The organism is Pseudomonas sp. 1L-E-NC-VB-C3 (genome assembly GCF_057291535.1).
In genome coordinates, this window is the sequence record NZ_JBXAWD010000003.1 from 461852 (window position 1) to 483515 (window position 21664).

20 protein-coding genes are annotated in these 21664 nt (G+C 60.1%); 12 read left to right on the plus strand and 8 right to left on the minus strand.

Going from position 1 to position 21664, the window contains the following annotated elements:
- The first annotated feature begins 136 nt into the window (after nucleotides 1-136).
- The 4 genes from rfbC to AC0Z5Z_RS07630 are packed head-to-tail and all read left to right on the plus strand — an operon-like array spanning nucleotide 137 to nucleotide 4364.
- Nucleotides 137-682, plus strand: a complete 546-nt coding sequence (gene rfbC / locus AC0Z5Z_RS07615) for a dTDP-4-dehydrorhamnose 3,5-epimerase (protein ID WP_056787145.1) — start codon at nucleotides 137-139, stop codon at nucleotides 680-682.
- Nucleotides 683-724: 42 nt separating this feature from the next.
- A complete protein-coding gene (locus AC0Z5Z_RS07620; RefSeq protein ID WP_457264667.1) occupies nucleotides 725-2533 on the plus strand; it encodes a sensor histidine kinase in 1809 nt (602 codons plus the stop codon).
- Entirely contained in the window at nucleotides 2530-3912 is a 1383-nt protein-coding gene (locus AC0Z5Z_RS07625) for a sigma-54-dependent transcriptional regulator (RefSeq protein ID WP_041477494.1), read from the plus strand. Before AC0Z5Z_RS07620 ends, AC0Z5Z_RS07625 begins: the two co-directional genes overlap by 4 nt.
- A complete protein-coding gene (locus tag AC0Z5Z_RS07630; protein WP_485610927.1) occupies nucleotides 3909-4364 on the plus strand; it encodes a thioesterase domain-containing protein in 456 nt (151 codons plus the stop codon). Before AC0Z5Z_RS07625 ends, AC0Z5Z_RS07630 begins: the two co-directional genes overlap by 4 nt.
- A 203-nt stretch (nucleotides 4365-4567) precedes the next feature.
- Here AC0Z5Z_RS07630 and cysQ read toward each other — a convergent pair whose 3' ends face one another.
- Together cysQ and nudE are read right to left on the minus strand one after the other, a co-directional pair.
- Nucleotides 4568-5395: a 3'(2'),5'-bisphosphate nucleotidase CysQ gene (cysQ, locus tag AC0Z5Z_RS07635; RefSeq protein WP_095181090.1), complete on the minus strand. Its 828-nt coding sequence runs from the start codon at nucleotides 5393-5395 to the stop codon at nucleotides 4568-4570.
- A 7-nt stretch (nucleotides 5396-5402) separates the two neighbouring features.
- Nucleotides 5403-5972, minus strand: coding sequence for an ADP compounds hydrolase NudE (gene nudE / locus AC0Z5Z_RS07640; RefSeq protein WP_485610928.1), 570 nt, complete (start codon nucleotides 5970-5972; stop codon nucleotides 5403-5405).
- An 88-nt stretch (nucleotides 5973-6060) separates the two neighbouring features.
- Here nudE and yrfG point away from each other — a divergent pair, with 88 nt between their 5' ends.
- Complete coding sequence (gene yrfG, locus AC0Z5Z_RS07645) at nucleotides 6061-6723, plus strand: GMP/IMP nucleotidase (RefSeq protein ID WP_056787135.1); 663 nt, start codon at nucleotides 6061-6063, stop codon at nucleotides 6721-6723.
- 98 nt (nucleotides 6724-6821) lie between these two features.
- Here yrfG and lysM read toward each other — a convergent pair whose 3' ends face one another.
- Nucleotides 6822-7262, minus strand: a complete 441-nt coding sequence (gene lysM / locus AC0Z5Z_RS07650; protein ID WP_123585632.1) for a peptidoglycan-binding protein LysM — start codon at nucleotides 7260-7262, stop codon at nucleotides 6822-6824.
- Between the two features lie 137 nt (nucleotides 7263-7399).
- Between lysM and AC0Z5Z_RS07655 the strand changes: the two genes are divergently transcribed.
- The 4 genes from AC0Z5Z_RS07655 to AC0Z5Z_RS07670 all read left to right on the plus strand — a co-directional run bounded on the left by AC0Z5Z_RS07655 (nucleotide 7400) and on the right by AC0Z5Z_RS07670 (nucleotide 12382).
- Entirely contained in the window at nucleotides 7400-8287 is an 888-nt protein-coding gene (locus AC0Z5Z_RS07655; protein WP_024011190.1) for a LysR family transcriptional regulator, read from the plus strand.
- A 92-nt stretch (nucleotides 8288-8379) separates the two neighbouring features.
- Nucleotides 8380-9219 (plus strand): formate dehydrogenase accessory sulfurtransferase FdhD, encoded by an 840-nt coding sequence (fdhD, locus tag AC0Z5Z_RS07660; RefSeq protein ID WP_071174078.1) that lies wholly within the window; start codon nucleotides 8380-8382, stop codon nucleotides 9217-9219.
- Nucleotides 9216-11564, plus strand: coding sequence for an FdhF/YdeP family oxidoreductase (locus tag AC0Z5Z_RS07665; RefSeq protein WP_056787127.1), 2349 nt, complete (start codon nucleotides 9216-9218; stop codon nucleotides 11562-11564). Before fdhD ends, AC0Z5Z_RS07665 begins: the two co-directional genes overlap by 4 nt.
- 332 nt (nucleotides 11565-11896) lie before the next feature.
- Entirely contained in the window at nucleotides 11897-12382 is a 486-nt protein-coding gene (locus AC0Z5Z_RS07670) for a glycine zipper domain-containing protein (protein ID WP_039756448.1), read from the plus strand.
- A gap of 55 nt (nucleotides 12383-12437) precedes the next feature.
- On the opposite strand, the gene AC0Z5Z_RS07675 is transcribed toward AC0Z5Z_RS07670, so the two are convergent.
- The 3 genes from AC0Z5Z_RS07675 to AC0Z5Z_RS07685 all read right to left on the minus strand — a co-directional run bounded on the left by AC0Z5Z_RS07675 (nucleotide 12438) and on the right by AC0Z5Z_RS07685 (nucleotide 16328).
- Nucleotides 12438-12857 carry an acyl-CoA thioesterase gene (locus tag AC0Z5Z_RS07675; RefSeq protein WP_071174077.1) on the minus strand — a complete coding sequence of 140 codons (420 nt, stop codon included), beginning with the start codon at nucleotides 12855-12857 and terminating at the stop codon, nucleotides 12438-12440.
- Between the two features lie 102 nt (nucleotides 12858-12959).
- Entirely contained in the window at nucleotides 12960-14186 is a 1227-nt protein-coding gene (locus tag AC0Z5Z_RS07680) for a 3-hydroxyacyl-CoA dehydrogenase (protein ID WP_485610929.1), read from the minus strand.
- Nucleotides 14187-14399: 213 nt separating this feature from the next.
- Nucleotides 14400-16328, minus strand: coding sequence for a RecQ family ATP-dependent DNA helicase (locus AC0Z5Z_RS07685; RefSeq protein ID WP_150637926.1), 1929 nt, complete (start codon nucleotides 16326-16328; stop codon nucleotides 14400-14402).
- 271 nt (nucleotides 16329-16599) lie between these two features.
- Here AC0Z5Z_RS07685 and AC0Z5Z_RS07690 point away from each other — a divergent pair, with 271 nt between their 5' ends.
- The 3 genes from AC0Z5Z_RS07690 to AC0Z5Z_RS07700 all read left to right on the plus strand — a co-directional run bounded on the left by AC0Z5Z_RS07690 (nucleotide 16600) and on the right by AC0Z5Z_RS07700 (nucleotide 18785).
- Nucleotides 16600-17742, plus strand: coding sequence for a lipase family protein (locus AC0Z5Z_RS07690; protein WP_485610930.1), 1143 nt, complete (start codon nucleotides 16600-16602; stop codon nucleotides 17740-17742).
- A gap of 324 nt (nucleotides 17743-18066) precedes the next feature.
- On the plus strand, nucleotides 18067-18513 hold the full coding sequence (locus tag AC0Z5Z_RS07695) for an antitoxin PaaA2 family protein (RefSeq protein ID WP_056787116.1): 447 nt from the start codon (nucleotides 18067-18069) through the stop codon (nucleotides 18511-18513).
- Nucleotides 18513-18785: a type II toxin-antitoxin system RelE/ParE family toxin gene (locus tag AC0Z5Z_RS07700; protein ID WP_056787114.1), complete on the plus strand. Its 273-nt coding sequence runs from the start codon at nucleotides 18513-18515 to the stop codon at nucleotides 18783-18785. Before AC0Z5Z_RS07695 ends, AC0Z5Z_RS07700 begins: the two co-directional genes overlap by 1 nt.
- A gap of 177 nt (nucleotides 18786-18962) precedes the next feature.
- Here the strand turns inward: AC0Z5Z_RS07700 and AC0Z5Z_RS07705 are convergent, their stop codons facing one another.
- Complete coding sequence (locus tag AC0Z5Z_RS07705; RefSeq protein WP_016772179.1) at nucleotides 18963-20504, minus strand: phosphoenolpyruvate carboxykinase; 1542 nt, start codon at nucleotides 20502-20504, stop codon at nucleotides 18963-18965.
- Between the two features lie 181 nt (nucleotides 20505-20685).
- The gene (hslO, locus tag AC0Z5Z_RS07710) at nucleotides 20686-21588 is read right to left on the minus strand and encodes an Hsp33 family molecular chaperone HslO (RefSeq protein WP_076565069.1); all 903 of its coding nucleotides are present in this window, start codon (nucleotides 21586-21588) and stop codon (nucleotides 20686-20688) included.
- Nucleotides 21589-21664 lie beyond the last annotated feature (76 nt).

Below are 21664 nucleotides of genomic sequence, written 5' to 3' on the forward strand. Positions count from 1 at the left end.
GCGCTTATATCGCCATTGCCTTGGCGGTTACGCAACCCCCAGCGTGACTGAACGGCCCAATTCAAACCGAACGCTCGCGCCCTGCAGCACTTTGCGCAAGAATGTCGGCCATTCACACCTGTCTATGGAAATCCTCATGAATGTCATCACCACCGATCTGCCCGGTGTTCTGATCATCGAACCCAAGGTGTTCGGCGACGAGCGCGGTTTTTTCTACGAGAGTTTCAATGCCAAAGCGTTTCAGGACGCCACCGGTCTGGATACGCAATTTGTGCAAGACAACCATTCGCGCTCGCAAAAAGGCGTGCTGCGTGGCCTGCATTACCAGTTGCAGAACACCCAGGGCAAACTGGTTCGCGTGACCGCGGGTGAAGTGCTTGATGTGGCGGTGGACATCCGTCGCAGTTCGCCGCATTTCGGTAAATCGGTGGCGGTGCGCCTGTCGGCGGAAAACCATCGCCAGCTGTGGGTACCGGAAGGTTTCGCTCACGGCTTCGTGGTGCTGAGCGAGTTCGCCGAATTTCTATACAAGACCACCAACTACTACGACCCGTCTTCCGAGCGCAGCATTCGTTGGGATGACCCGGCGCTGGGCATCGACTGGCAACTGGACGAAGCGCCGAAGCTGTCGGCCAAGGACCAGGCGGCTGCGCTGCTCAAGGACGCTGACGTCTTCGCCTGAGGCCGGGCATAATGCGCCTGTCCCTACAGGCGCTACCGGCTCATGAAAGCATCTCTCCCTCGCAGACCTCGCTGGCGCAGCCTCGCACTGTTGGCCCTGTGCCTGGCGCCGCTGCTGTGGCCGCTGGAACATCTCGCCGAACGCTATTACCGCAGCGAACTCGCCGGACAGAATCGCCAGACCCTCGATCTGTACGTCGCCAACCTGCTCGGCACCCTGCATCGCTATGAAGTGTTGCCGCAGATTCTCGGCGATCTGCCGGCCCTGCGCGCGGTGCTCGGTGCGCCGGACGACGGCGTGACCCAAGGCAACGCCAATCGCCTGCTGAAAAACATCGCTGCGCAGACCGGCGCTGAAGTCATGTATCTGATGGACACCTCCGGCCAGACACTGGCGGCGTCGAACTGGGACAAACGCGACAGCTTCGTCGGCCGCAACTTCGCCTTCCGCCCGTATTTCAGTGAAGCCATGGCCGGGCGCCTCGGACGCTTCTTCGGCCTCGGCACCACCTCGGCCAAGCGCGGCTATTTCTTCGCCGCTGCTGTGCGCAACGGCGAAAAAATCATCGGCGTGCTGGTGATCAAGGTCGACCTCGACCACACGGAAAGCCTGTGGGGCAAAACCCCGGAACAACTGCTGGTGACCGACCATAACGGCGTGGTCATCCTGACGTCGCGCCCGGAATGGCGTTTCCGCTCCACTCGCGAGTTGAGCGATGCCGAGCGCGCCGCGATCACCGCGATCCAGCCCTACCCGACCCGTGAACCCCGGCCGCTGAACCTGAGCCCTGACGCCTGGCTGACGCAGACCCACGACATCGCCGAGACCGGCTGGAGCGTGAGCATCCTCGCCCCGCGCACGCTGATTGATCGTCCGGTGCGCACGGTGGTCGCGATCGGCGGCGCCACACTGTTGGTGGTGATGCTGCTGGTGGGTTTGATGATGCAACGTCGCCGGCATTATCTGGAGCGCATCGCCTTCGAGGCCAAGGCGCGCCGCGAACTGGAAGGCCGGGTGGCCGAACGTACCAGCGATCTGGAAGGCCTCAACCGCCGTTTGAAGCAGGAAGTGCTTGAGCGCGAGCACGCCCAGCAGGAGCTGGTGCGCGCTCAGGACGATCTGGTTCAGGCCGGCAAATTGTCGGCACTGGGGACCATGTCGGCGAGTATCAGCCACGAACTCAATCAACCGCTGGCAGCGATTCGCAGTTATGCGGAAAACGCCGAAGTGCTGCTCGATCATCAGCGCACCGAGGACGCGCGCGGCAACCTCAAGCTGATCAGCGAACTGACCGGGCGCATGGCCTCGATCATCGCCCACTTGCGTGCCTTCGCTCGGCGCGATCGCCACGCACCGGAAAGCGTCGCTCTGCAACCGGCGCTGGACGATGCGCTGGCATTACTCGCCAAACGTCGCCGCAGCATGGAAGTCGAACTGATCCGCGACTTGCCCGCAGCCACGCTGTGGGTCGAGGCCGGCGAAACCCGACTGCGCCAGGTGCTCGGCAATCTGCTGGCCAACGCCCTCGATGCGCTCACCGAAAAAGGCCCGCCGCGCAAGTTGTGGCTGAGTGCCGAAGCCACCGCCGACGGCGTCAATCTGTACATTCGCGACAATGGCCCCGGGTTCTGCATGGAAGCTCTTGGCCGCGCCAGCGAGCCCTTTTACACCACCAAGACCCGCACACAGGGTCTGGGTCTGGGACTGGCCATTTGTGAAACGCTGATGCGCGCCTTTGGTGGCGAGCTGTCGTTCGCCAACCACAAACAAGGCGGTGCCCTGATTACCCTGCGCCTGCGCGCCGGCGCGCCCGGAGTCAGCCTGCAACCGTCCGAGGATCGAAGTGCATGACCATCGACAATCGCATCCAGGTAGTGTTGATCGACGACGATCCGCACTTGCGCCAGGCTCTCGGCCAGACCCTGGACCTGGCCGGCCTGAAAATTCTGCCGCTGTCCGAAGCCAAAGGGCTGGCCGCGCAACTTGAGCGAGACTGGCCGGGGGTGGTGGTCAGCGACATCCGTATGCCGGGCATGGACGGCCTCGAACTGTTGAGCGAGTTGCATGCACAGGATCCCGAGTTGCCGGTGCTGCTGATCACCGGCCATGGCGACGTACCGCTGGCAGTGCAAGCGATGCGCGCCGGTGCTTACGATTTTCTGGAAAAGCCCTTTGCCAGCGATGCACTGCTCGACAGCGTCCGTCGCGCCCTCGCGCTACGGCGGCTGGTGCTGGACAACCGCAGCCTGCGTCTGGCCTTGAGCGACCGCAACGAATTGAGCGCTCGGCTGGTCGGCCATTCGACGCCAATGCTGCGCCTGCGTGAACAGATCGGCGCGCTGGCGGCGACCAAGGCCGACGTGCTGATCCTCGGCGAAACCGGTGCCGGCAAAGAGGTGGTGGCCCGCGCGCTGCACGATTTGTCGAGCCGCCGCAACGGCCCGTTCGTGGCGATCAACGCCGGCGCCCTGGCCGAATCGGTGGTGGAAAGCGAGCTGTTCGGCCACGAGCCCGGCGCCTTCACCGGCGCGCAGAAGCGTCGCATCGGCAAATTCGAATTCGCCAACGGCGGCACGCTGTTTCTCGACGAAATCGAAAGCATGAGCATGGACGTGCAAGTGAAACTGCTGCGCATGCTCCAGGAGCGGGTCGTCGAGCGCCTGGGCGGCAATCAGTTGATCCCGCTGGACATCCGCGTCATCGCCGCGACCAAGGAAGACCTGCGCCAGGCGGCGGATCAGGGCCGCTTCCGCGCCGACTTGTATTACCGCCTCAACGTCGCGCCGCTGCGCATCCCGCCGTTGCGCGAACGCGGCGAAGACGCACTGGTGTTGTTCCAGCATTACGCCGATGAAGCCAGCGCCCGTCACGGCTTGCCGCCCCACGAGCTGCAACCGGCACACCGCGCCCTGCTGCTGCGCCACACTTGGCCAGGCAATGTACGTGAACTGCAAAATGCCGCCGAACGCTTCGCCCTCGGCCTTGAACTGGCACTGGACAACAGCGCTGATGGCAGCGGCGGCGCGCCTGTAGAAGTGGTCAGCGGCGGCCTCAGCGAGCAAGTCGAAAACTTCGAAAAATCGTTGATAGCCGCCGAACTGGCGCGCTCGCACAGCTCGGTGCGCAGCCTCGCCGAAGCTCTGGGTATTCCGCGCAAGACCCTGCATGACAAGCTGCGCAAACACGGTCTGAATTTCGGCGACAGCAGCCACGGGGAAGACAACGAATGAGCAGCGAAAGCGAATACCTGCAAACGGTGCTGCATCACGACATTCCGCTGACCGCCGAAATGGGCCTCGAGGTGCTTGAGTGGCGCGAGCAGCAACTGAGCCTGCACCTGCCGCTCGCGCCCAACGTCAATCACAAGAGCACCATGTTTGGCGGCAGCCTGTATTGCGCAGCGGTGCTGGCCGGTTGGGGCTGGTTGCATTTACGTTTGAAGGAAGAAGGGATTGCCGACGGACATATCGTCATTCAGGGAGGGCAGATCAGTTATCCGCTGCCGGTGACGGGAGACGCCATGGCCATTTGCCCGGCGCCGGATGCGGCAGTCTGGAAACGGTTCGTGGCGATGTATCGGCGATATGGACGGGCGCGGCTGACGCTGGATACGCGGATCCTGAATGCGGGAAGTGAAGACGATGCGGTGAGATTTACCGGGCAGTACGTTTTGCACCGTTGAAGATCAACAGCCCCTCACCCTAGCCCTCTCCCGAGGGAGAGGGAACCGATACGAAGATGCTGCAGATTTTAGTCGACCTGAAACTGCTTCGCCGAATCCACAATCGACTCGATTCCCCAGGTCGATGCATAGCGCCAGACAACTCGGTCGGCTCCCTCTCCTGGGGGAGAGGGCTGGGGTGAGGGGAATTGCGGATCGGGCAGTTAGCCTCGGGCCAACTCCAACAACCGTCCGCGCCACGCAGCCTTCGCCGGCAGCGCCAGAAAGAACTCGTTCAACAGCGATTCTCGCGGCGGATAACTGAACGCTTCACCCTTCAAATCCAGCACCTCGCCCCCCGCCCCTTCCAGCACGCCCTGCGCTGCCGCCGTGTCCCACTGCGAAGTCGGCGCCAGTCGCGGATAGCAATCAGCAGCACCTTCGGCCAACAGACAGAACTTCAAGGAACTGCCGATATTGGCCAGTTGCAACTCACCAAGACTGGCGCTCAACCCGGCCAGCAAACGCTCTTGCTCGGGACTGGAATGTCGACGGCTGGCGACCACGGTAAACGCCTCGCCCGGCGCAGGCACATCGCGCACCTGAATCGCCGTCGGCGTACCGCCCTCGTCGCCACGCCAGGCTCCAAATCCGGCGCCGCCGACATAAAAACGACCGTTGGTCGGCATCGTCACCACACCAAACACCACCCGGCCATTTTCGATCAGCGCGATGTTGACGGTGAATTCCTCGCTACCGCTGATGAACTCCTTGGTACCGTCCAGCGGATCCACCAGCCACCAGCGTTGCCAACCGGCGCGCACGCTTTGCGGGATGTCGGCGTCCTCTTCGGACAGCACCGGAATGCTCGGATCCAGCGCCGTCAGCCCGGCAACGATAAGGTGATGGGCGGCCAGGTCGGCGGCCGTGACCGGCGAATCATCGGACTTGGCCGTGACTTCAACGCCGGCGCGCCAGAACGGCAGAATCGCCTCGCCAGCCTGTAAAGCCAGCGCAACCACAGGTGCCATCAGCGGATGGGGAAAATTCATCGACGTCTCACTCATAGCTGAACACCCCGCGCCGGCTCAGCAGGTCGCGGGTCAGATACAGCGCAGCCAAGGCGCGGCCCTCGGAAAATTGCGGATTCTGCGCCAGCGCCGACAGTTCGCGCAGGTTGACCTTGTCGACCCGCATCGGCTCCGGCTCATCACCTTCCAGCCGCTCTTCATACAGGTCGGTGGCCAGCACCACCTGGATTTTCTGGCTCATGTAACCGGGCGACAGCGACAGCTCGGTCAGATGTTCCAGTTGACGTGCGCCATAACCGGCCTCTTCCTTGAGTTCCCGCTCAGCGGCCGCCAGCACGTCTTCGCCCGGCTCGATCAGGCCTTTGGGCAGAGACAGTTCGTACTCGTCGGTGCCGCCGCAGTATTCCTCGATCAACACTGCGTGTTCGGCATCAAGCATCGCGACGATCATCACCGCGCCGTAGCCCGCACCCTTGCCGACCAGACGCTCGTAAGTGCGCTCCACGCCATTGGAAAATCGCAGCTTGAGTTCTTCGACGCGAAACAGGCGACTGGTGGCGACGATCTCGCGGGCGAGTACGGTGGGTTTCTGGCGCATGCAAAGCTCCTTGGCGTGAACGCGCTACTATAACGCGGCTTTCCCGATTGTTTGCGTCGGATATCTTTTCACCGTTCGAGACGTTGCCATGCCTTCTTTACCGTGGTCCGACATCGATACCGTTCTGCTCGACATGGACGGCACGCTGCTGGATCTGCACTTCGACAACCATTTCTGGCTCGAACACCTGCCCCAACGCTACGCCGAACTGCACGGCATCAGCCGGGCCATGGCCGAGCTGGAATTGCAGCCGTTGTTCGAGCGCCACGCTGGCCAGTTGCAGTGGTACTGCCTGGATTTCTGGAGCGCAGAACTGAAATTGTCGGTGCGTGAACTGAAACAGGAAACTGCCCACTTGATCGCTCTGCGCGCCGATGCCGATACCTTTCTCGGCGCAATCAAACGCGCCGGCAAACGGGTGATCATGATCACCAACGCGCACCGCGATTCGCTGTCGTTGAAACTGGAACGGATCGAACTGGCGCCGTACTTCGAGCGGCTGATCAGCTCGCATGACTACGGTTATCCCAAGGAGAACCCGCAGTTCTGGGATGCCTTGCAGGCGGACATAGGTTTTGATCCGGCGCGCAGCCTGTTTATCGACGACACCTTGCCGATCCTGCGCAGTGCGCGGGATTTTGGCGTGGCGCACTTGCTGGCGGTGAAAGAACCGGACAGCCGCAAAGGGCCGAAGGACACGGCGGAGTTTGCCGCAGTCGAGGATTACCGCGATTTGATTGCAGGGCTTTGACCCCTGTAGGAGCTGCCGCAGGCTGCGATCTTTTGATCTGCTTTTTTTAAAGTCCAAGTCAAAAGATCGCAGCCTTCGGCAGCTCCTACATGACTGCGTTATTTCGGAATGCGCAGTTTTTGTCCCGGATAGATCTTGTTCACATCCTTGAGCATCGGTTTGTTGGCATCGAAGATTTTCTGGTACTGGTTGGCATTGCCATAGACGCGCAGGGAGATCGCACTGAGCGTGTCACCTGCCTTGACCTCGACAAACTCGGCAGCCACGACGACCGGTCCGGTCACCGTGATCTGATCATCGACACTGCCTACGCCCGCAATGTTGCCCACCGCGAGCAGAATCTTTTCCTTCTCTTCCTGGCTCGCCACTTCACCGGTCACCGTCACCTTGTCGCCATCCACGGTCGCCTGCACGTTGGGATTGCCCAACCCGACCTTGCTGATATGTTCCTTCAACTGCTCACTCGCATTGGCATTGCCTGGGGTCAACAGATCAATCAGCTTCTCACCGGCCTCTTTCACAAAGCTCAACAGACTCATAGCGCACACTCCTTGATTTGGGTTCCAGTCGTCCAAGCCTAGACCACCCCGGCCAAACCCGGTTCCAGTCCGACCAATGACGCTGCCGCGCCGCTGGCGGTAGAATCGCCACACCCCGCCAACCGCCCGGAGCGAAGATGGACATCAAGCAACTGAAATTCCTCATCGCCCTCGACGAAACCCGCCATTTCGGCCAGGCCGCCGCGCGCTGCCACATCACCCAGCCGACCCTGTCGATGCGCTTGCGCAGCCTCGAGGAAGAACTCGACCTGCCATTGGTCAATCGCGGCCAGCGCTTCGAAGGCTTCACCGCACCGGGCGAACGCGTGCTGGCGTGGGCGCGCACGGTGCTGGCAGCCTATGACGGCTTGCAGGCGGAAGCGGCGGCCTGTCGCGGCAATCTGATCGGTACGCTGCGCCTGGGCGTGGTGCCGCTGTCGAGCTTCGATCCCTTGCCGCTGATGCAACGTCTGCACGCGGCGCACCCGGACCTGCGCTTCGAGCTGTCGTCGCTGAGCTCCGAGCAGGTGCTCGAACACTTGGCGAACAACCGCATCGACATTGGCGTTTCGTATCTGGAGCGTCTGGACAGCGAGCGGTTCGATTCGCTGGCCTTTAACGAGACGCGCATGGGCCTGCTCTATGACGAGCGCTCGTTCAACTTCGGCGAAGAACCCCTGAGCTGGGAATCGCTGATCGAATTGCCGCTGTGCATGCTCACCAGCGGCATGCACTTTCGCCAGTCCATCGACCACAACTTCCACAGCCGCGGCCTGACGCCGCAACCGCTGTTGCAAACCGACGCCGTGCATCAACTGCTGCAAGCAGTACACGGCGGTTTTTGCTGCGCGATCATGCCCCTCGACGGCGGCGCGGAAACCCTCGCCGATCACCTGCGCCTGCAACCGATAGAAAATGCCCACACTCTCGCCCCGCTGGGCCTGATCATGCGCCGTGGCGCGCCGCGTTCAGCGCTGGCGGAAGCCTGTTTCGCGCTTTATCAGAAATCGTCAAAAGACGCTTGATCGACGGCATCTATCGGTAGATCGGTAATAGCGATTAGACGCGACAACTTGCCGCGCCTAGTCTTGACCTAGATCAAACCGTCGGTGATGCCATGAACGCCAAGCGTCCAGCCTGCGCGGCGCCAGCAATCGAAACGCCCGCGCCAGCCGCCAGCCAGACCTACAGCTACAGCGATTTACCCTTTGAGGCATCGGCCAGCACCGCGCTGGCCGAGGAAGTCGCGTTGGCGATCGCCTACAACGGCATCAGCCAGGCGGTGATGCTGGTGACCCCGACCGACCTTGAAGATTTCATCGTCGGTTTCAGCCTCGGTAGCGGCATCATCGAAGACGCCAGCGATATCTACGATCTGCAACTGACAGGCGCAGGCTCGGCGCAATACGCGCAAGTGACCATCGCCAATCGCGCATTCTGGAACCTCAAACAGCAGCGTCGGCAGTTGGCCGGCACCAGCGGCTGCGGACTGTGCGGCGTCGAAGCCGTCGAACAGGCGCTGCCTGAGCTCAAGGTGTTGCCGGGCGCAGCCTTGCCACCGATTGAATGGCTCGACGGTTTGCGCCAGCGCATCGGCGCCTTCCAGCCGCTCGGCCAGCATTGCGGCGCGGTGCACGCGGCGGTGTTCATGAACGCCAGTGGTGAACTGCTGCTCGGTCGTGAAGACATCGGTCGGCATAACGCGCTGGACAAGCTGATCGGCGGACTGATCCGCCAGAAGATATCCACAGAGGGCGGGCTGGCGATCGTCACCAGCCGTTGCAGCCTCGAATTGATCCAGAAAGTCTTGCGTGCCGGCATCCAGACCCTGGTCAGCCTGTCGGCGCCTACCGGCCTGGCCGTGCAATGGGCCCGGCGCCACAACCTCAATCTCATCCACCTGCCGCAGAAAAGTGCGCCGCGGGTGTACAGCCCCGCGATGGAGAATCAAGCGTGAGCCAACATCATCAAGCCGACCAGAAACCTGTCCCGCGCTACAAGCCTTACAAAGGTGCCGCCGGCGGCTGGGGCGCCCTGATCAGTGTGGCCCAGGCGTGGCTGACCAGCGACAACGCCCTGAAAAACCTGCGCATGATGCTCAAGACCAACCAGAACGGCGGCTTCGACTGCCCGGGTTGCGCCTGGGGTGATTCGCCGGAGAGCGGCATGGTCAAGTTCTGCGAGAACGGCGCCAAAGCGGTGAACTGGGAAGCGACCAAGCGTCGCGTCGATGCCAAATTCTTCGCCAAGCACAGCGTCACTTCGCTGCTGGAGCAGAGCGATTACTGGCTGGAATATCAGGGTCGCCTGACCGAGCCGATGGTCTACGACGCCGAGTCCGATCGCTACAAGCCGATCAGTTGGGAAGATGCCTTCGCTCTGATCGGCAAGCACCTGCGCAATCTGCCGAGCCCGGATCAGGCAGAGTTCTACACCTCGGGGCGCGCCAGCAACGAAGCGGCGTATCTGTATCAACTGTTCGTGCGGGCTTACGGCACCAACAATTTCCCTGACTGTTCGAACATGTGCCACGAGGCCAGCGGCGTAGCGTTGGCGCAGAGTGTCGGGGTCGGCAAAGGCACGGTGACCTTCGACGACTTCGAACACGCCGACGCGATTTTCGTCTGGGGCCAGAACCCCGGCACCAACCATCCGCGCATGCTCGAACCGTTGCGTGAAGCGGTGAAACGCGGCGCCCAAGTGGTGTGCATCAATCCGCTGAAAGAGCGCGGTCTGGAGCGTTTTCAGCATCCCCAGCACCCCATCGAAATGCTCACCAACGGCGACAAGCCGACCAACACTGCGTACTTCCGCCCGGCACTCGGCGGCGACATGGCGGTGCTGCGCGGCATGGCCAAGTTCCTCCTGCAATGGGAACGCGATGCGCAGAAGGCGGGCGAGCCAGCGGTGTTCGATCATGACTTCCTCAATGCTCACAGCGCCAACGTGCTGGAGTACCTCGCCACGGTCGACGATACCTCGTGGGAGCAGATCGTCGAGCAATCGGGCCTGACCCTGGTCGAGATCGAGCAAGCAGCGCGCATGTACGCCAAAGGCAAGAACGTGATCATGTGCTGGGCCATGGGCATCACCCAGCACCGTCATTCGGTGCCGACCATTCAGGAAATCGCCAATCTGATGCTGCTGCGCGGCAATATCGGCAAACCTGGCGCCGGTCTGTGCCCGGTGCGTGGTCACAGCAACGTGCAGGGCGACCGCACCATGGGCATCAACGAGCGTCCACCGGTGGCGTTCCTCGATTCGCTGGAGCGTCGCTTCCAGTTCAAGGTGCCGCGTCATAACGGTCACAACGTGGTCGAGGCAATCCATGCGATGGCCGAAGGTCGCGCCAAGGTGTTCATCGGCTTGGGCGGCAACTTCGCCCAAGCCACGCCGGACAGCTCACGCACCTTCGAAGCGCTGAGCAACTGTGACCTGACTGTGCAGATCAGCACCAAACTCAACCGCAGCCACCTCGCTCACGGTAAAGACGCGCTGATCCTGCCGTGCCTGGGCCGTACCGACATCGACATCCAGACCGAAGGCCCGCAAGCGGTGACTGTGGAAGACTCGTTCAGCATGGTCCACGCTTCCAACGGCCAGTTGCAGCCGCTGTCGAACCAGATGCGCTCGGAGCCGTCGATCATCGCCGGCATCGCTGCCGCGACGTTGGGCAGCCAACCGGTGGACTGGAACTGGCTGGTGGCCGATTACGGGCGCATTCGCGAACTGATCGCCGACACCATCCCGAGTTTCAAAGACTTCAACGACAAGATCAAAAACCCGGGCGGCTTCTATCTGGGCAACTCGGCTGGCGCCCGCAAGTGGAACACGCCATCGGGCCGTGCCAATTTCCGCGCCAACCAGTTGCCGAAAGATCTGGTTCACGAACGCACCCGCGCCACCGGCCAGGTGCCGGATCTGATCCTGCAATCGATGCGTTCCCACGATCAGTACAACACGACGATCTATGGTCTCGACGACCGTTATCGCGGCGTGAAGGGCCAGCGTGACGTGCTGTTCGCCAACGAGGCCGACATCATTCGCCTGGGCTTCCGTCCGGGGCAGAAGGCCGACATCGTGTCGATCTGGGACGACGGTCGCGAGCGTCGGGTGAAAGGTTTTACATTGTTGGCGTTCGATATTCCTGCGGGGCAGGCGGCGGCGTACTATCCGGAGGTCAATCCGCTGGTGCCGCTGGAAAGTACGGGGGATGGCAGCCACACGCCGACGTCGAAGTTCATTGCGATCCGGCTGGAAGCGGCGAGTGAAACTGGGTTGATCATGGCTAAATCCGCTTAACCGCGGAGCCAGATCCGGCCCCTTCGCGAGCAGGCTCGCTCCCACACTTGGAATGCATTTCAAAGGTGGGAGCGAGCCTGCTCGCGAATGCGATCGACCTGTCAACAGATCTGCCGTGGCGAAGATTTTCGACCGCCCACAAAAAAGGCCGTTTCTGCATGAAAACGGCCTGTCCGAAGTAGCTAAAGACCGGCGAAAATCGGTTAAGTTCCGGTGAAAAAACAGTAACTTGCATTATTGTATACAAGTCGTGTTATTCGTCGGATTTTGATTGTCACGCCCAATGCAGAGCCTCAGGATCGGCGCCGTCATCCCTTTGAGGCTCATCCTCTATGAAGTTCTCCTCGATTCTCTTGTTGTCCCTTGGCCTGGTCAGTGGCTTCGCTTCTGCCGGAGGCACCACCGAAGCAGGTGTGGGCGGCGCATTGGGCGGGGTTCTTGGCTCGGTCGTCGGTCAATCGTTAGGCGGCAATACAGGTTCCACCATCGGCGCAGCCCTGGGCGGCGCGGGTGGTAGTGCGGTCGGTGCAGACAAGCGCAGCCGTGGCGAAGCGGCCATCGGCGGTGCACTGGGTGCAGCCGGCGGTAACGTGGTTGGCCGTAGTCTCGGCGGCACCACCGGCAGCCTGATCGGCTCCGCCGCTGGTGGCGGCGCAGGTGGCGCACTGGGTAACTACATGGGCAACAAGAGTGACGACGATGATCGTCGTTACGACCGTCGCCATGATGACCGTCGCTACTACCGCGACCGTGGTCATCCAGGTCGCGGCCATGCCTACGGCCACCGCAAGCATCACAAGTACTATCGCCACCACTAAGGCGAAGGCTTGAACAAAAAATCGCAGCTTTTGGGCTGCGATTTTTTTTGCGCGTCTAGACCACCAGCCGCTCCAGCGCCCCGCGCAAACCGGCAGGAATCGGCACCGGCTGATTGCTCGCCCGATCGACAAACACATGCACGAACCGTCCCGCCGCACACGCCTCGCTTTCGCCGACCTTGAACACAGCCAATTCATATTGCACCGAACTGTTGCCCAGCTTGCCGACCCGCAGTCCGATCTCGATCAGATCGGGGAAAGCGATCGAGGCAAAGTAATCGCAGGCGGAACTGACCACGAACCCCACCACTTCGCCGTCATGAATATCCAGGCCACCGACCTGAATCAGGTAGGTATTCACCGCCGTGTCGAAGAAGCTGTAGTAGGTAACGTTGTTGACGTGACCGTAGGCGTCGTTGTCGTGCCAGCGTGTGGTGATGGGCTGGAAGTGGGGGTAGTCGCAGCGTTGATTCATGCAGGGTTCTCGCATTCTCTTAATTGAATTTGATCGTGATGACGAACACTTTACCTGTGGGAGCGAGCCTGCTCGCGAAGGCGTCAGCACAGCCGACTGGTGTCAGCGATCAGCAAACCCCTTCCCCTGCGCCGCCAGTTCGCCAATCAACCGCGCCGGCTTCCACTGATCGCCCTGGCGTGTCTCCAGCGCCAGCAAGCGCTGATGAATATCCGCTAGCCCCTGCCGATCCGCCCACGCCATCGGCCCACCCTTATCCGCTGGAAAACCATAGCCGTTCAAGTACACCAGATCGATGTCATGGGCCGAGCCGGCAATGCCTTCCTGCAAAATCTTCGCGCCTTCGTTGACCAGAGCCAGCAAACAGCGCTCAAGGATTTCTTCGGGACCGATGTCGCGACGCTGGAAACCCAGCTCTTCGCTGACCCGCAGTACCAATGCATCGACCTCAGGATCATGCTCGGCCTGGCGACTGCCCGGCTCATAATGATAATAACCGTTACCGGACTTCTGCCCGAACCGGCCCATCTCGCACAGGCGGTTATCCACCTGAACTTCGGGCGCATCCTGCCCCTTGCCAGCTAGCTCTCGAGCACGCCATTCCAGATCGATGCCAACCACGTCGTACATGCGAAACGGCCCCATGGCGAAGCCGAAGCCTTGCAGCGCGGTATCCACCTGCTGTGGATAAGCGCCTTCGAGAAGCATCTTGCGCGCTTCCAGTACATACGGATGCAGCACGCGGTTGCCGATAAAACCGTGGCAGTTGCCCGACACCACACTGACCTTGCCCATGCGCTTGCCGAGTGCCAGCGCGGCCTCCAGCGCCGCTGGCGAGGTCTGCGCACCGCGCACGATTTCCAGCAATTTCATGATGTGCGCGGGGCTGAAGAAATGCAGACCCAGCACCTGTTCCGGGCGCCGGGTCGCAGCCGCGATGGCGTCGATGTCCAGCGCCGAGGTGTTGCTCGCCAGCAAAGCCTCGGGCTTGAGCAAGCCATCCAGCTCGCGAAAGATCTTCTGCTTCAGTTCAAGGTTTTCGTACACCGCTTCGATCACCAGATCGACATTGCGAATCGATGCGTAATCCGCCGCTGCTGATACGCGAGCCATTCGCGCATCCGCTTCGGCCTGATCGATGCGGCCCTGACGCACGTTGTGTGCATAAGTTTCGGCGACCGTCGTCAGCGCCTGCTCAAGCATCTGTGGATTGTTGTCCACCCACTGCACGCTCACGCCGGCATTGGCCAGGCACATGACGATGCCACGGCCCATGGTGCCCGCACCGATCACCGCAGCTTGCTGGATTTCGAAGGATGTCTGGCTCATGTTGTTCTCTTGTGGGTGGCCCGAAGACAGATTCCAACCTTAGTCAGGCAACGGCGGTTTTTGAAGTTTATTAGCGTGATGATCGACATTCAGCGGATGGATGGAGGCTCTGCCTTGATGACACTTGAAGTAGGAGCTGCCGAAGGCTGCGATCTTTTGATCTTGAAAAAATCAACATCAAAAGATCGCAGCCTTCGGCAGCTCCTACAGGGGTCAAAGGTGCTCTTGCGCCCACTCGCGGACCTGCGCGTAGGGGTATTCTTCCAACGCAGCAAAACCCGGTATCGCCCGCGCCTTGAGTTTGGTGAACAACGGCACGCTGATTCCGCACAGGAACCGCGTCAGACGTTCGGCCGATGGAATACGCCCCGTTTGCTGCTCATGCCTGTGGATAAATTCACCACACAACTTCGCGAAGTTTTTATCCACAAGCGGCGGCAATGGCGGCGGCTCCGGCAACCGCGCGATCTGGCCGTGACATACCGAACAATGGCCACAACGCTCGGGGGCATTGTGGTCACCGAAATACTCGGCCAGGCGATAACCCAGGCAGCGTTCGGTGGCGAACACCTCAAGCATGGCGTGAATCCGCGCCACTTCAGTCTGTTCGTGGCGGGTGAAATACTCGTGCAGCTCAGCGCTCAGGGCATCGCTGGCGAAATCACTGTGCAGCAGGCTGTAGACCTCGGTCATCTGCTTGCTCTCCAGCTCGACCCAGCCCTTTTCCTGAAAGTAATCCAGCGCTGTCACCACGCGATTGCGCTCGGCGGAATACTGCGAATACATCGCCTCGAAATCTACTGTGGCCCAGGTGCGTGCTCGCGTGGACGTCCTGATGATCGCCGCAACGAAATCCCTGCGCTCGCCTTCGAAGCGCTGGAGCAATGCTTCAGGCTCAAGCAGATATTTGAAGCGGTATTCAGCGTAATAAGCGTAGCGCGGCGCGATCAGGCCTCGCAGTTCCAGCTGCACCAGCAAAGTCTTCAACGGCAACGAGCGAATGTTGCTCTGATCCGCCAATGGCCCAAGCAAAAACTCCCATTGTCCGTCCGGCACTGAGGCTTTGAGCTCTTCGAGCACATAATGAATCCCGTCGCGTTCGGGCGTATCACCGTAGACGAAGTTTTCCAGCACATTGAGGCTGTCGCGGTTGGCCAGTACCAGGCAGTCGGAGGGCTGCCCGTCACGCCCGGCGCGGCCGATTTCCTGGCTGTAGTTTTCGATGGATTTGGGCAGATCGAAATGCACCACGTTGCGGATGTCGCTCTTGTCGATGCCCATGCCGAAGGCAATGGTGGCGACAATGCAATTGGACTGCCCGGCCATGAAGCGGCGTTGAATGTCTTCACGCTGATCGTGGGGCAAACCTGCGTGGTATGCCTCGGCCTGGATTCCGTTGCGTTGAAGATGCTCGGCGATGTGCTCGGCGGTCTTCTGCAACGTCACGTAGACAATGCTCGGTTGCCCGGGACGCTCGGTCATCCATTCGACCAGACGCCGGCGTTTGTCCTGACCGCGTACAGGCTCGACCAGCAGGTTGAGGTTAGGCCGGTAAAATCCGGTGGTCACCACATCTGCCGGAGCGATGGCGAATTTGGCCTGCATGTCGGCGATGACTTTTGGTGTCGCCGTGGCGGTGAGCAGCAAAGCCTGCGGAATGTTGAACTGACGCTGGTAGTCGGGGAGTTTCAGATAGTCCGGCCGGAAGTTGTGGCCCCATTCGGAAATGCAGTGCGCCTCGTCGACCACCAGCAACGAGATCGGCACCTGCTGCAGGAAATTGCGGAAGCGCTCGTTCTTCAAGCGCTCGACGGAGATCATCAGAATTTTCAGCTCGCCCGAACGTGCACGGGCCATGACGTCGTTGGCATCCTCGCGGCTCTGCGCCGAATCGATACTGCCTGCCGAGATGCCGCGGGACTTGAGAAACGCCAGTTGATCCTGCATCAACGCCAGCAACGGCGAGACCACCAATGTCAGGTGTGGCAGTAAAAGTGCCGGCAGTTGGTAGCAAAGCGATTTGCCGGAGCCGGTGGGAAAGATCGCCGCCGCGGATCGCCCCGCCAGCACCGCGCTGACAGCGGCCTCCTGACCGGGGCGAAACTGTGGATAACCAAAAACCTGTTCCAGGGTGTGGTGCATTTACTGTCACTCCTTTGACTGCTGCCATGCCCAAAGCCTAGCGGGCGATCGCAGCGAGTCGAGAAAGGGTCGGGGGTGAATCGATACTGAATGATACATGGGAAGCGAAAACCAAGCGTTTAACAATCGAAGCGCCTCGACATACTTTCGAAAAGCTCAGCTACATATATAACAAACTTCACATTACAAACGCAGACACAACAGCGCCCTTTATTTTTAACACCACCTAAAACTAACTTGACTGCTCTTATACATAAGCAAGAGCAACGAAATGACAACTTTAACAATATTTTTCTGCGGCACCGGCTCCAACAAATTTGATGACAAACATAAAAGCTTCTGGGACGGCGAAATCGTTTCTACGCTCGCTGCACACCACAGCGGACGCGAATTTGCCGAGTGGATCGTCGTCGATGGCCCTGGCAGCGGCAATATGCAAGCCGACGACCTGTTCACCAAGACCTCTGAATACGGCCTGTCCGGCACGCTGTTCGGCAAAGGCTGGGATGAAAACGTGCAGCACGCTGTGAACATTATCAAAGGCAAATGCGACTGGCAGCGTAAACAACTGACCGAGTTAGAATATAACCGTCTGAAAGCCGCAGGCATTCCTATTGAAGATGTGAAAGTGGAAGGCTCCTGGTTCTGGCGCCAGTATAACTATGGCGATCGGAGCATCACGCAACAGAAGTTGCAGGAACAGATCATCAAGACTTTCCGCAAGAACGGCGTTATTCCCGCGCGAGTCAATCTGGTCGGCTGGAGCCGTGGCGGTATCAGTTGCCACATGCTCGCCAATGCGATGTTCCAGGACGCTGCACTCAAACATATTCCGGTGAATATATTTGCGATTGATCCAGTCCCGGGCATCGGCAACTTCCAGGAAAACCGCGTCAAACTTCAATCCAACGTCAAGGAATACATCGCCTTCTATGCCCGCGACGAGCGCTCAAAAGGCTTCATCTGCGTGATCCCGCAAACCGCTACCGGCACCAAAACCTCGATCTATCCAATGGCCGGTCGCCACGCCACCCTCGCCGGCAACGCCACGGCCCTCGGCGGCGATCCCACCAACAGCAGCGACCTCAATGCGCTGATCGAGCCCGGCCGCATCGTTCGCCATCTGGCGGAAACCTGCCTCAAGCGTTGGGGCGTGCCACTGAGCAAAACGCTCAACCTGAGCGATGCCGACCTGCTGCGCTTCACCGGCACCATCGTCAGCGACGAAGCCCGCTACAAGAAGATGCACAGCCAGTCCTACACCTATTTCACCGAACAGGAAAAAGGCGAGCGCTGTGTCTCGCTGGGCAGCAAAGGCGTGCCGTTCTCGGCAGTCAAAGGCACGATCTACCGGCCGGCAACAGGACTGACCACAAGCCTGCTGGATATTTCTGGCTACCAACATTTGCGTTGAAAAGCGTTTAAGAATCGGTAGCAACGTCTGGCGAATTGTTCGCCCCATTCCTACTTCACGCGATGTCTTGTCGGCTATCGCGAGCGGGTGGTGCGAACCTATAGTCGTGGGTGTCGCTGCTTTGGCAGCGACACCCACATCACCCACGCCCTGTACCTGCTGACACAGGACGGCTGGGACCTGCTGCAAGTCAGATGCCCCCGGCCAAGTAACAAACGAAACATCATCGCTGCACACGCCGTGTCCAGCACCAGGAGTCAAAATTTGCAAACTACTATTGATTGCGTACGATGGGAGCCATTACTCAGCGAAGGGCTCGCATTTATGGCCAGCACTGAAATCATCGATCACAGCGCCCTCGTTCGCTTGGTCGAAAACGGTTCTGTGAGCGGCACAATTATCGTCGCGAAACCAGGAGGCTGGTCGGTCGAGATTCGGCAAGGCAGCCGCAAATGCGCGCTGACAGCACAACGCAGTGGTCAGGTGCGCCTGTTCAAGAGGCTGGAGACGCTTGTGACCTATCTGCAGGGCTTGGGCATCAGCCAATTCAACGTGGATGCCTCCGGCTATGACCCGCTGCAACTGAAAACCTACGCCAGGCCTGATCGCTCTGAAGCGTTGAAACAAGCCCATGAAGCGGCCGCTTATGAGGAATGGTTCAAGCGACAGGTGCAGATCAGCATCGATGATCCAAGGCCAAGTATCAGCGATGAAGATGCTCGCCGAATATTCGCCGCCAAGCGTGATGCCCTGCGTCAACGAGGGCGCTGATGAGGTTGGTCTGGCGCCCGGAAGCGCTTGCTGACCGAGACCGGATAATGGACCGAATCGGTCAGGACAACCCAGACGCTGCTGCGGATCTCGATGAAATGTTCGAATCAAAAGGGGAAATAGCAAGACAGCGCCCAACCTTGTACCGAAAGGGCAGGGTCCTCGGAACACGTGAAATCGTTGCGGCCGCCAACTACGTCATCGTCTACGCAATCAAAAAAGACCGGGTGGAAGTGCTGCGTGTCATGCATGCACGGCAGCAATGGCCTTAATTAGAGGATCATGTTGCAGTACTGTTGAGTGGCATTACTCTGGCCGTATCAGGCCAAAAATGAATGAATACTGCTACATGGCAAGTGACGAACCGCCGTTGAGATGAGCTTACCCAAATCTTCGCCCATGAAAAAACCGCCCCAAAGGGCGGTTTTTTATTCACTGCAAACTACTACTTACAACTTCGGCCCAGCCGCCTTGATCGCGTCGCTCACTTCGAACTTCTTGAAGTTCTCGATGAACAGACCGGCCAATGCTTTCGCTGCCTCGTCGTACGCAGCCTTGTCAGCCCAGGTGTTGCGTGGGTTGAGCAGGTTGGTGTCGACGCCCGGAACGGCCAGTGGCACGTCGAGGTTGATGGTGTCGAGGTGCTCGGTGGCAGCACCGATCAGAGCGCCGCTCTGGATCGCTGCGATCACCGCGCGGGTGGTCGGGATGTTGAAGCGTTGGCCGACGCCGTAGCCGCCGCCGGTCCAGCCGGTGTTGACCAGGTAGACCTTGGAGCCGAAGCCGCGGATGCGCTTGATCAGCAGTTCGGCGTATTCGCCAGCCGGACGCGGGAAGAACGGTGCGCCGAAGCAGGTGGAGAAGGTCGACTTGATGCCGCTGCCCGAACCCATTTCAGTCGAACCCACCAGTGCGGTGTAGCCGGACAGGAAGTGGTAGGCCGCTTGCTCTTCGTTGAGGATCGACACTGGCGGCAGTACGCCGGTCAGGTCGCAGGTCAGGAAGATCACCGCGTTTGGCTCGCCACCCAGGTTCTTCTCGGAACGCTTGGCAACGTGCTCCAGCGGATACGCCGCGCGGCTGTTCTGGGTCAGGCTGACATCGGCATAATCGGCGTGCTTGGCGTCGTCGATGACGACGTTTTCCAGCACCGCGCCGTGCTTGATGGCTTTCCAGATGACCGGCTCGTTCTTCTCGGAGAGGTCGATGCACTTGGCATAGCAACCGCCTTCGATGTTGAACACCACGCCTTCGCCCCAGCCGTGTTCGTCGTCACCGATCAGGTAACGGCTTTCGTCGGCCGACAGGGTGGTTTTACCGGTGCCCGACAGACCGAAGAACAGGGTCACGTCACCGTCTTCGCCGATGTTGGCAGCGCAGTGCATTGGCAGCACGTCAGCGGCCGGCAGCAGGAAGTTCTGCACCGAGAACATGGCTTTCTTCATCTCGCCGGCGTAACGCATGCCAGCGATCAGCACTTTCTTCTGCGCGAAGTTGATGATCACGCAACCGTCGGAGTTGGTGCCGTCACGCTCAGGCACGCACTCGAAGTTGGCGACGTTGAGCACTTGCCATTCTTCACGGCCAGCCGGGTTGTACTGGGCCGGGTTGATGAACAGGCAACGACCGAACAGATTCTGCCAGGCAGTCTGCGTGGTCATTTTCACGGCCAGGTAGTGATCTTCCGCCGCGCCTACATGCACGTGGGAAACGAAGTGCTCTTGCGCGTTGTTGAAGGCCTCGACGCGAGCCCACAGGGCATCGAACTTGTCGGCCGGGAACTTGCGGTTGATCGGGCCCCAGGCAATAGCGGCCTGGGTGGAAGGCTCTTCAACGATGAAACGGTCGACTGGCGAACGGCCGGTGCGGTGACCGGTGCGAACAACCAGAGCGCCGGTATCGGCAAGCTCGCCTTCACCGCGATTCAGGGCTTCTTTTACCAGATCATCAACACTCAGATCGGTGTACACGGCGTTATTGGCTTGCGTCATGAGGTTCCCCGTCGGCCAGTGGCCGAGTGTGCTCCAAACGTTTTGTAGTAGAAAGTCGTGCACTACTACCGCGAAAAAAGTGGGCCGGATTATGCCAGAAAAGCCCAAAAAGAGTAGGGTCCTCCCGTCGTAACGGCGATATTCCGTCATTCCGCAGTGAATTTACCTGCGCTGAACCGTTTTAGTGACGGGTATCTGACGGCGTATCGACGCCCGCGCCAGCGAACAATTGAGCAATATCGGCTGCGTCAAACAGGTACTGCTGATTGCAGAACTGGCAATCGATCTCGACTTTGCCGCCCTGCTCGGCGGCCAGCGCCAGCGCATCTTCCAGCCCAAGACTGACCAGCGCATTGCCGGAGCGTTCCCGCGAGCAGCTGCAACTGAAGCGCAGATGCTGCACATCAAACAGACGTACCTGCTCTTCGTGGTACAGGCGATGCAGCACGGTTTCGTTGTCGAGGCTGAGCAATTCATCGGCGCTCAGAGTGCTGGCCAACGCGGTGAGATGCTGCCAGCTGGCGGCGCGGTCCTCTTCGTCTTTCAAGCGATCGGCGGGGAGTTGTTGCAGCAACATGCCACGGGCACGACGACCGTCGGCGAAGAGCTTGAAGCGCGTGCCAACCTGCTGCGACATGACGAAATAGTTGGTGAAACAGTCCGACAGTGTCTCGCCGTCAAGATCAACAATGCCCTGATAGCGCTGGCCAACAGTCGGGTCGACGGTCAGGGCCAGAACGCCGTTCGGCATCAAGTCGGCAAGGGTCGCGTCTGCCGCGATCTGCTCGGCGTCGTAACGCGCCAGGCCACGGATTTCGCGCTCGCTGGAGCACTCGATCATCAGCAGCGGAATCGGCCCTTCCGAGCGCGCCTGCAAAATCAGCAAGCCATCGAACTTGAGCGTGCCGACCAGTAACGACGCGGCCGCCATCAGTTCGCCGAGCAACTGCGCGACCGGCTCCGGGTACGGGTGTTTGGCGAGGACTTCGGCGTAGCTGCGCTCCAGCGCTACCAGTTCGCCGCGAGTGTCGCTGTCATCGAAGATGAAGCGTTGAGTGAAATCGGTATCCGCTAGATCGGTCATAGGTCTGGGTATCTGAATGTGATGACAAAATGGTTACAAAACGTGAAAATTTGCGCTTGCTGGCACTTTTTTTGGT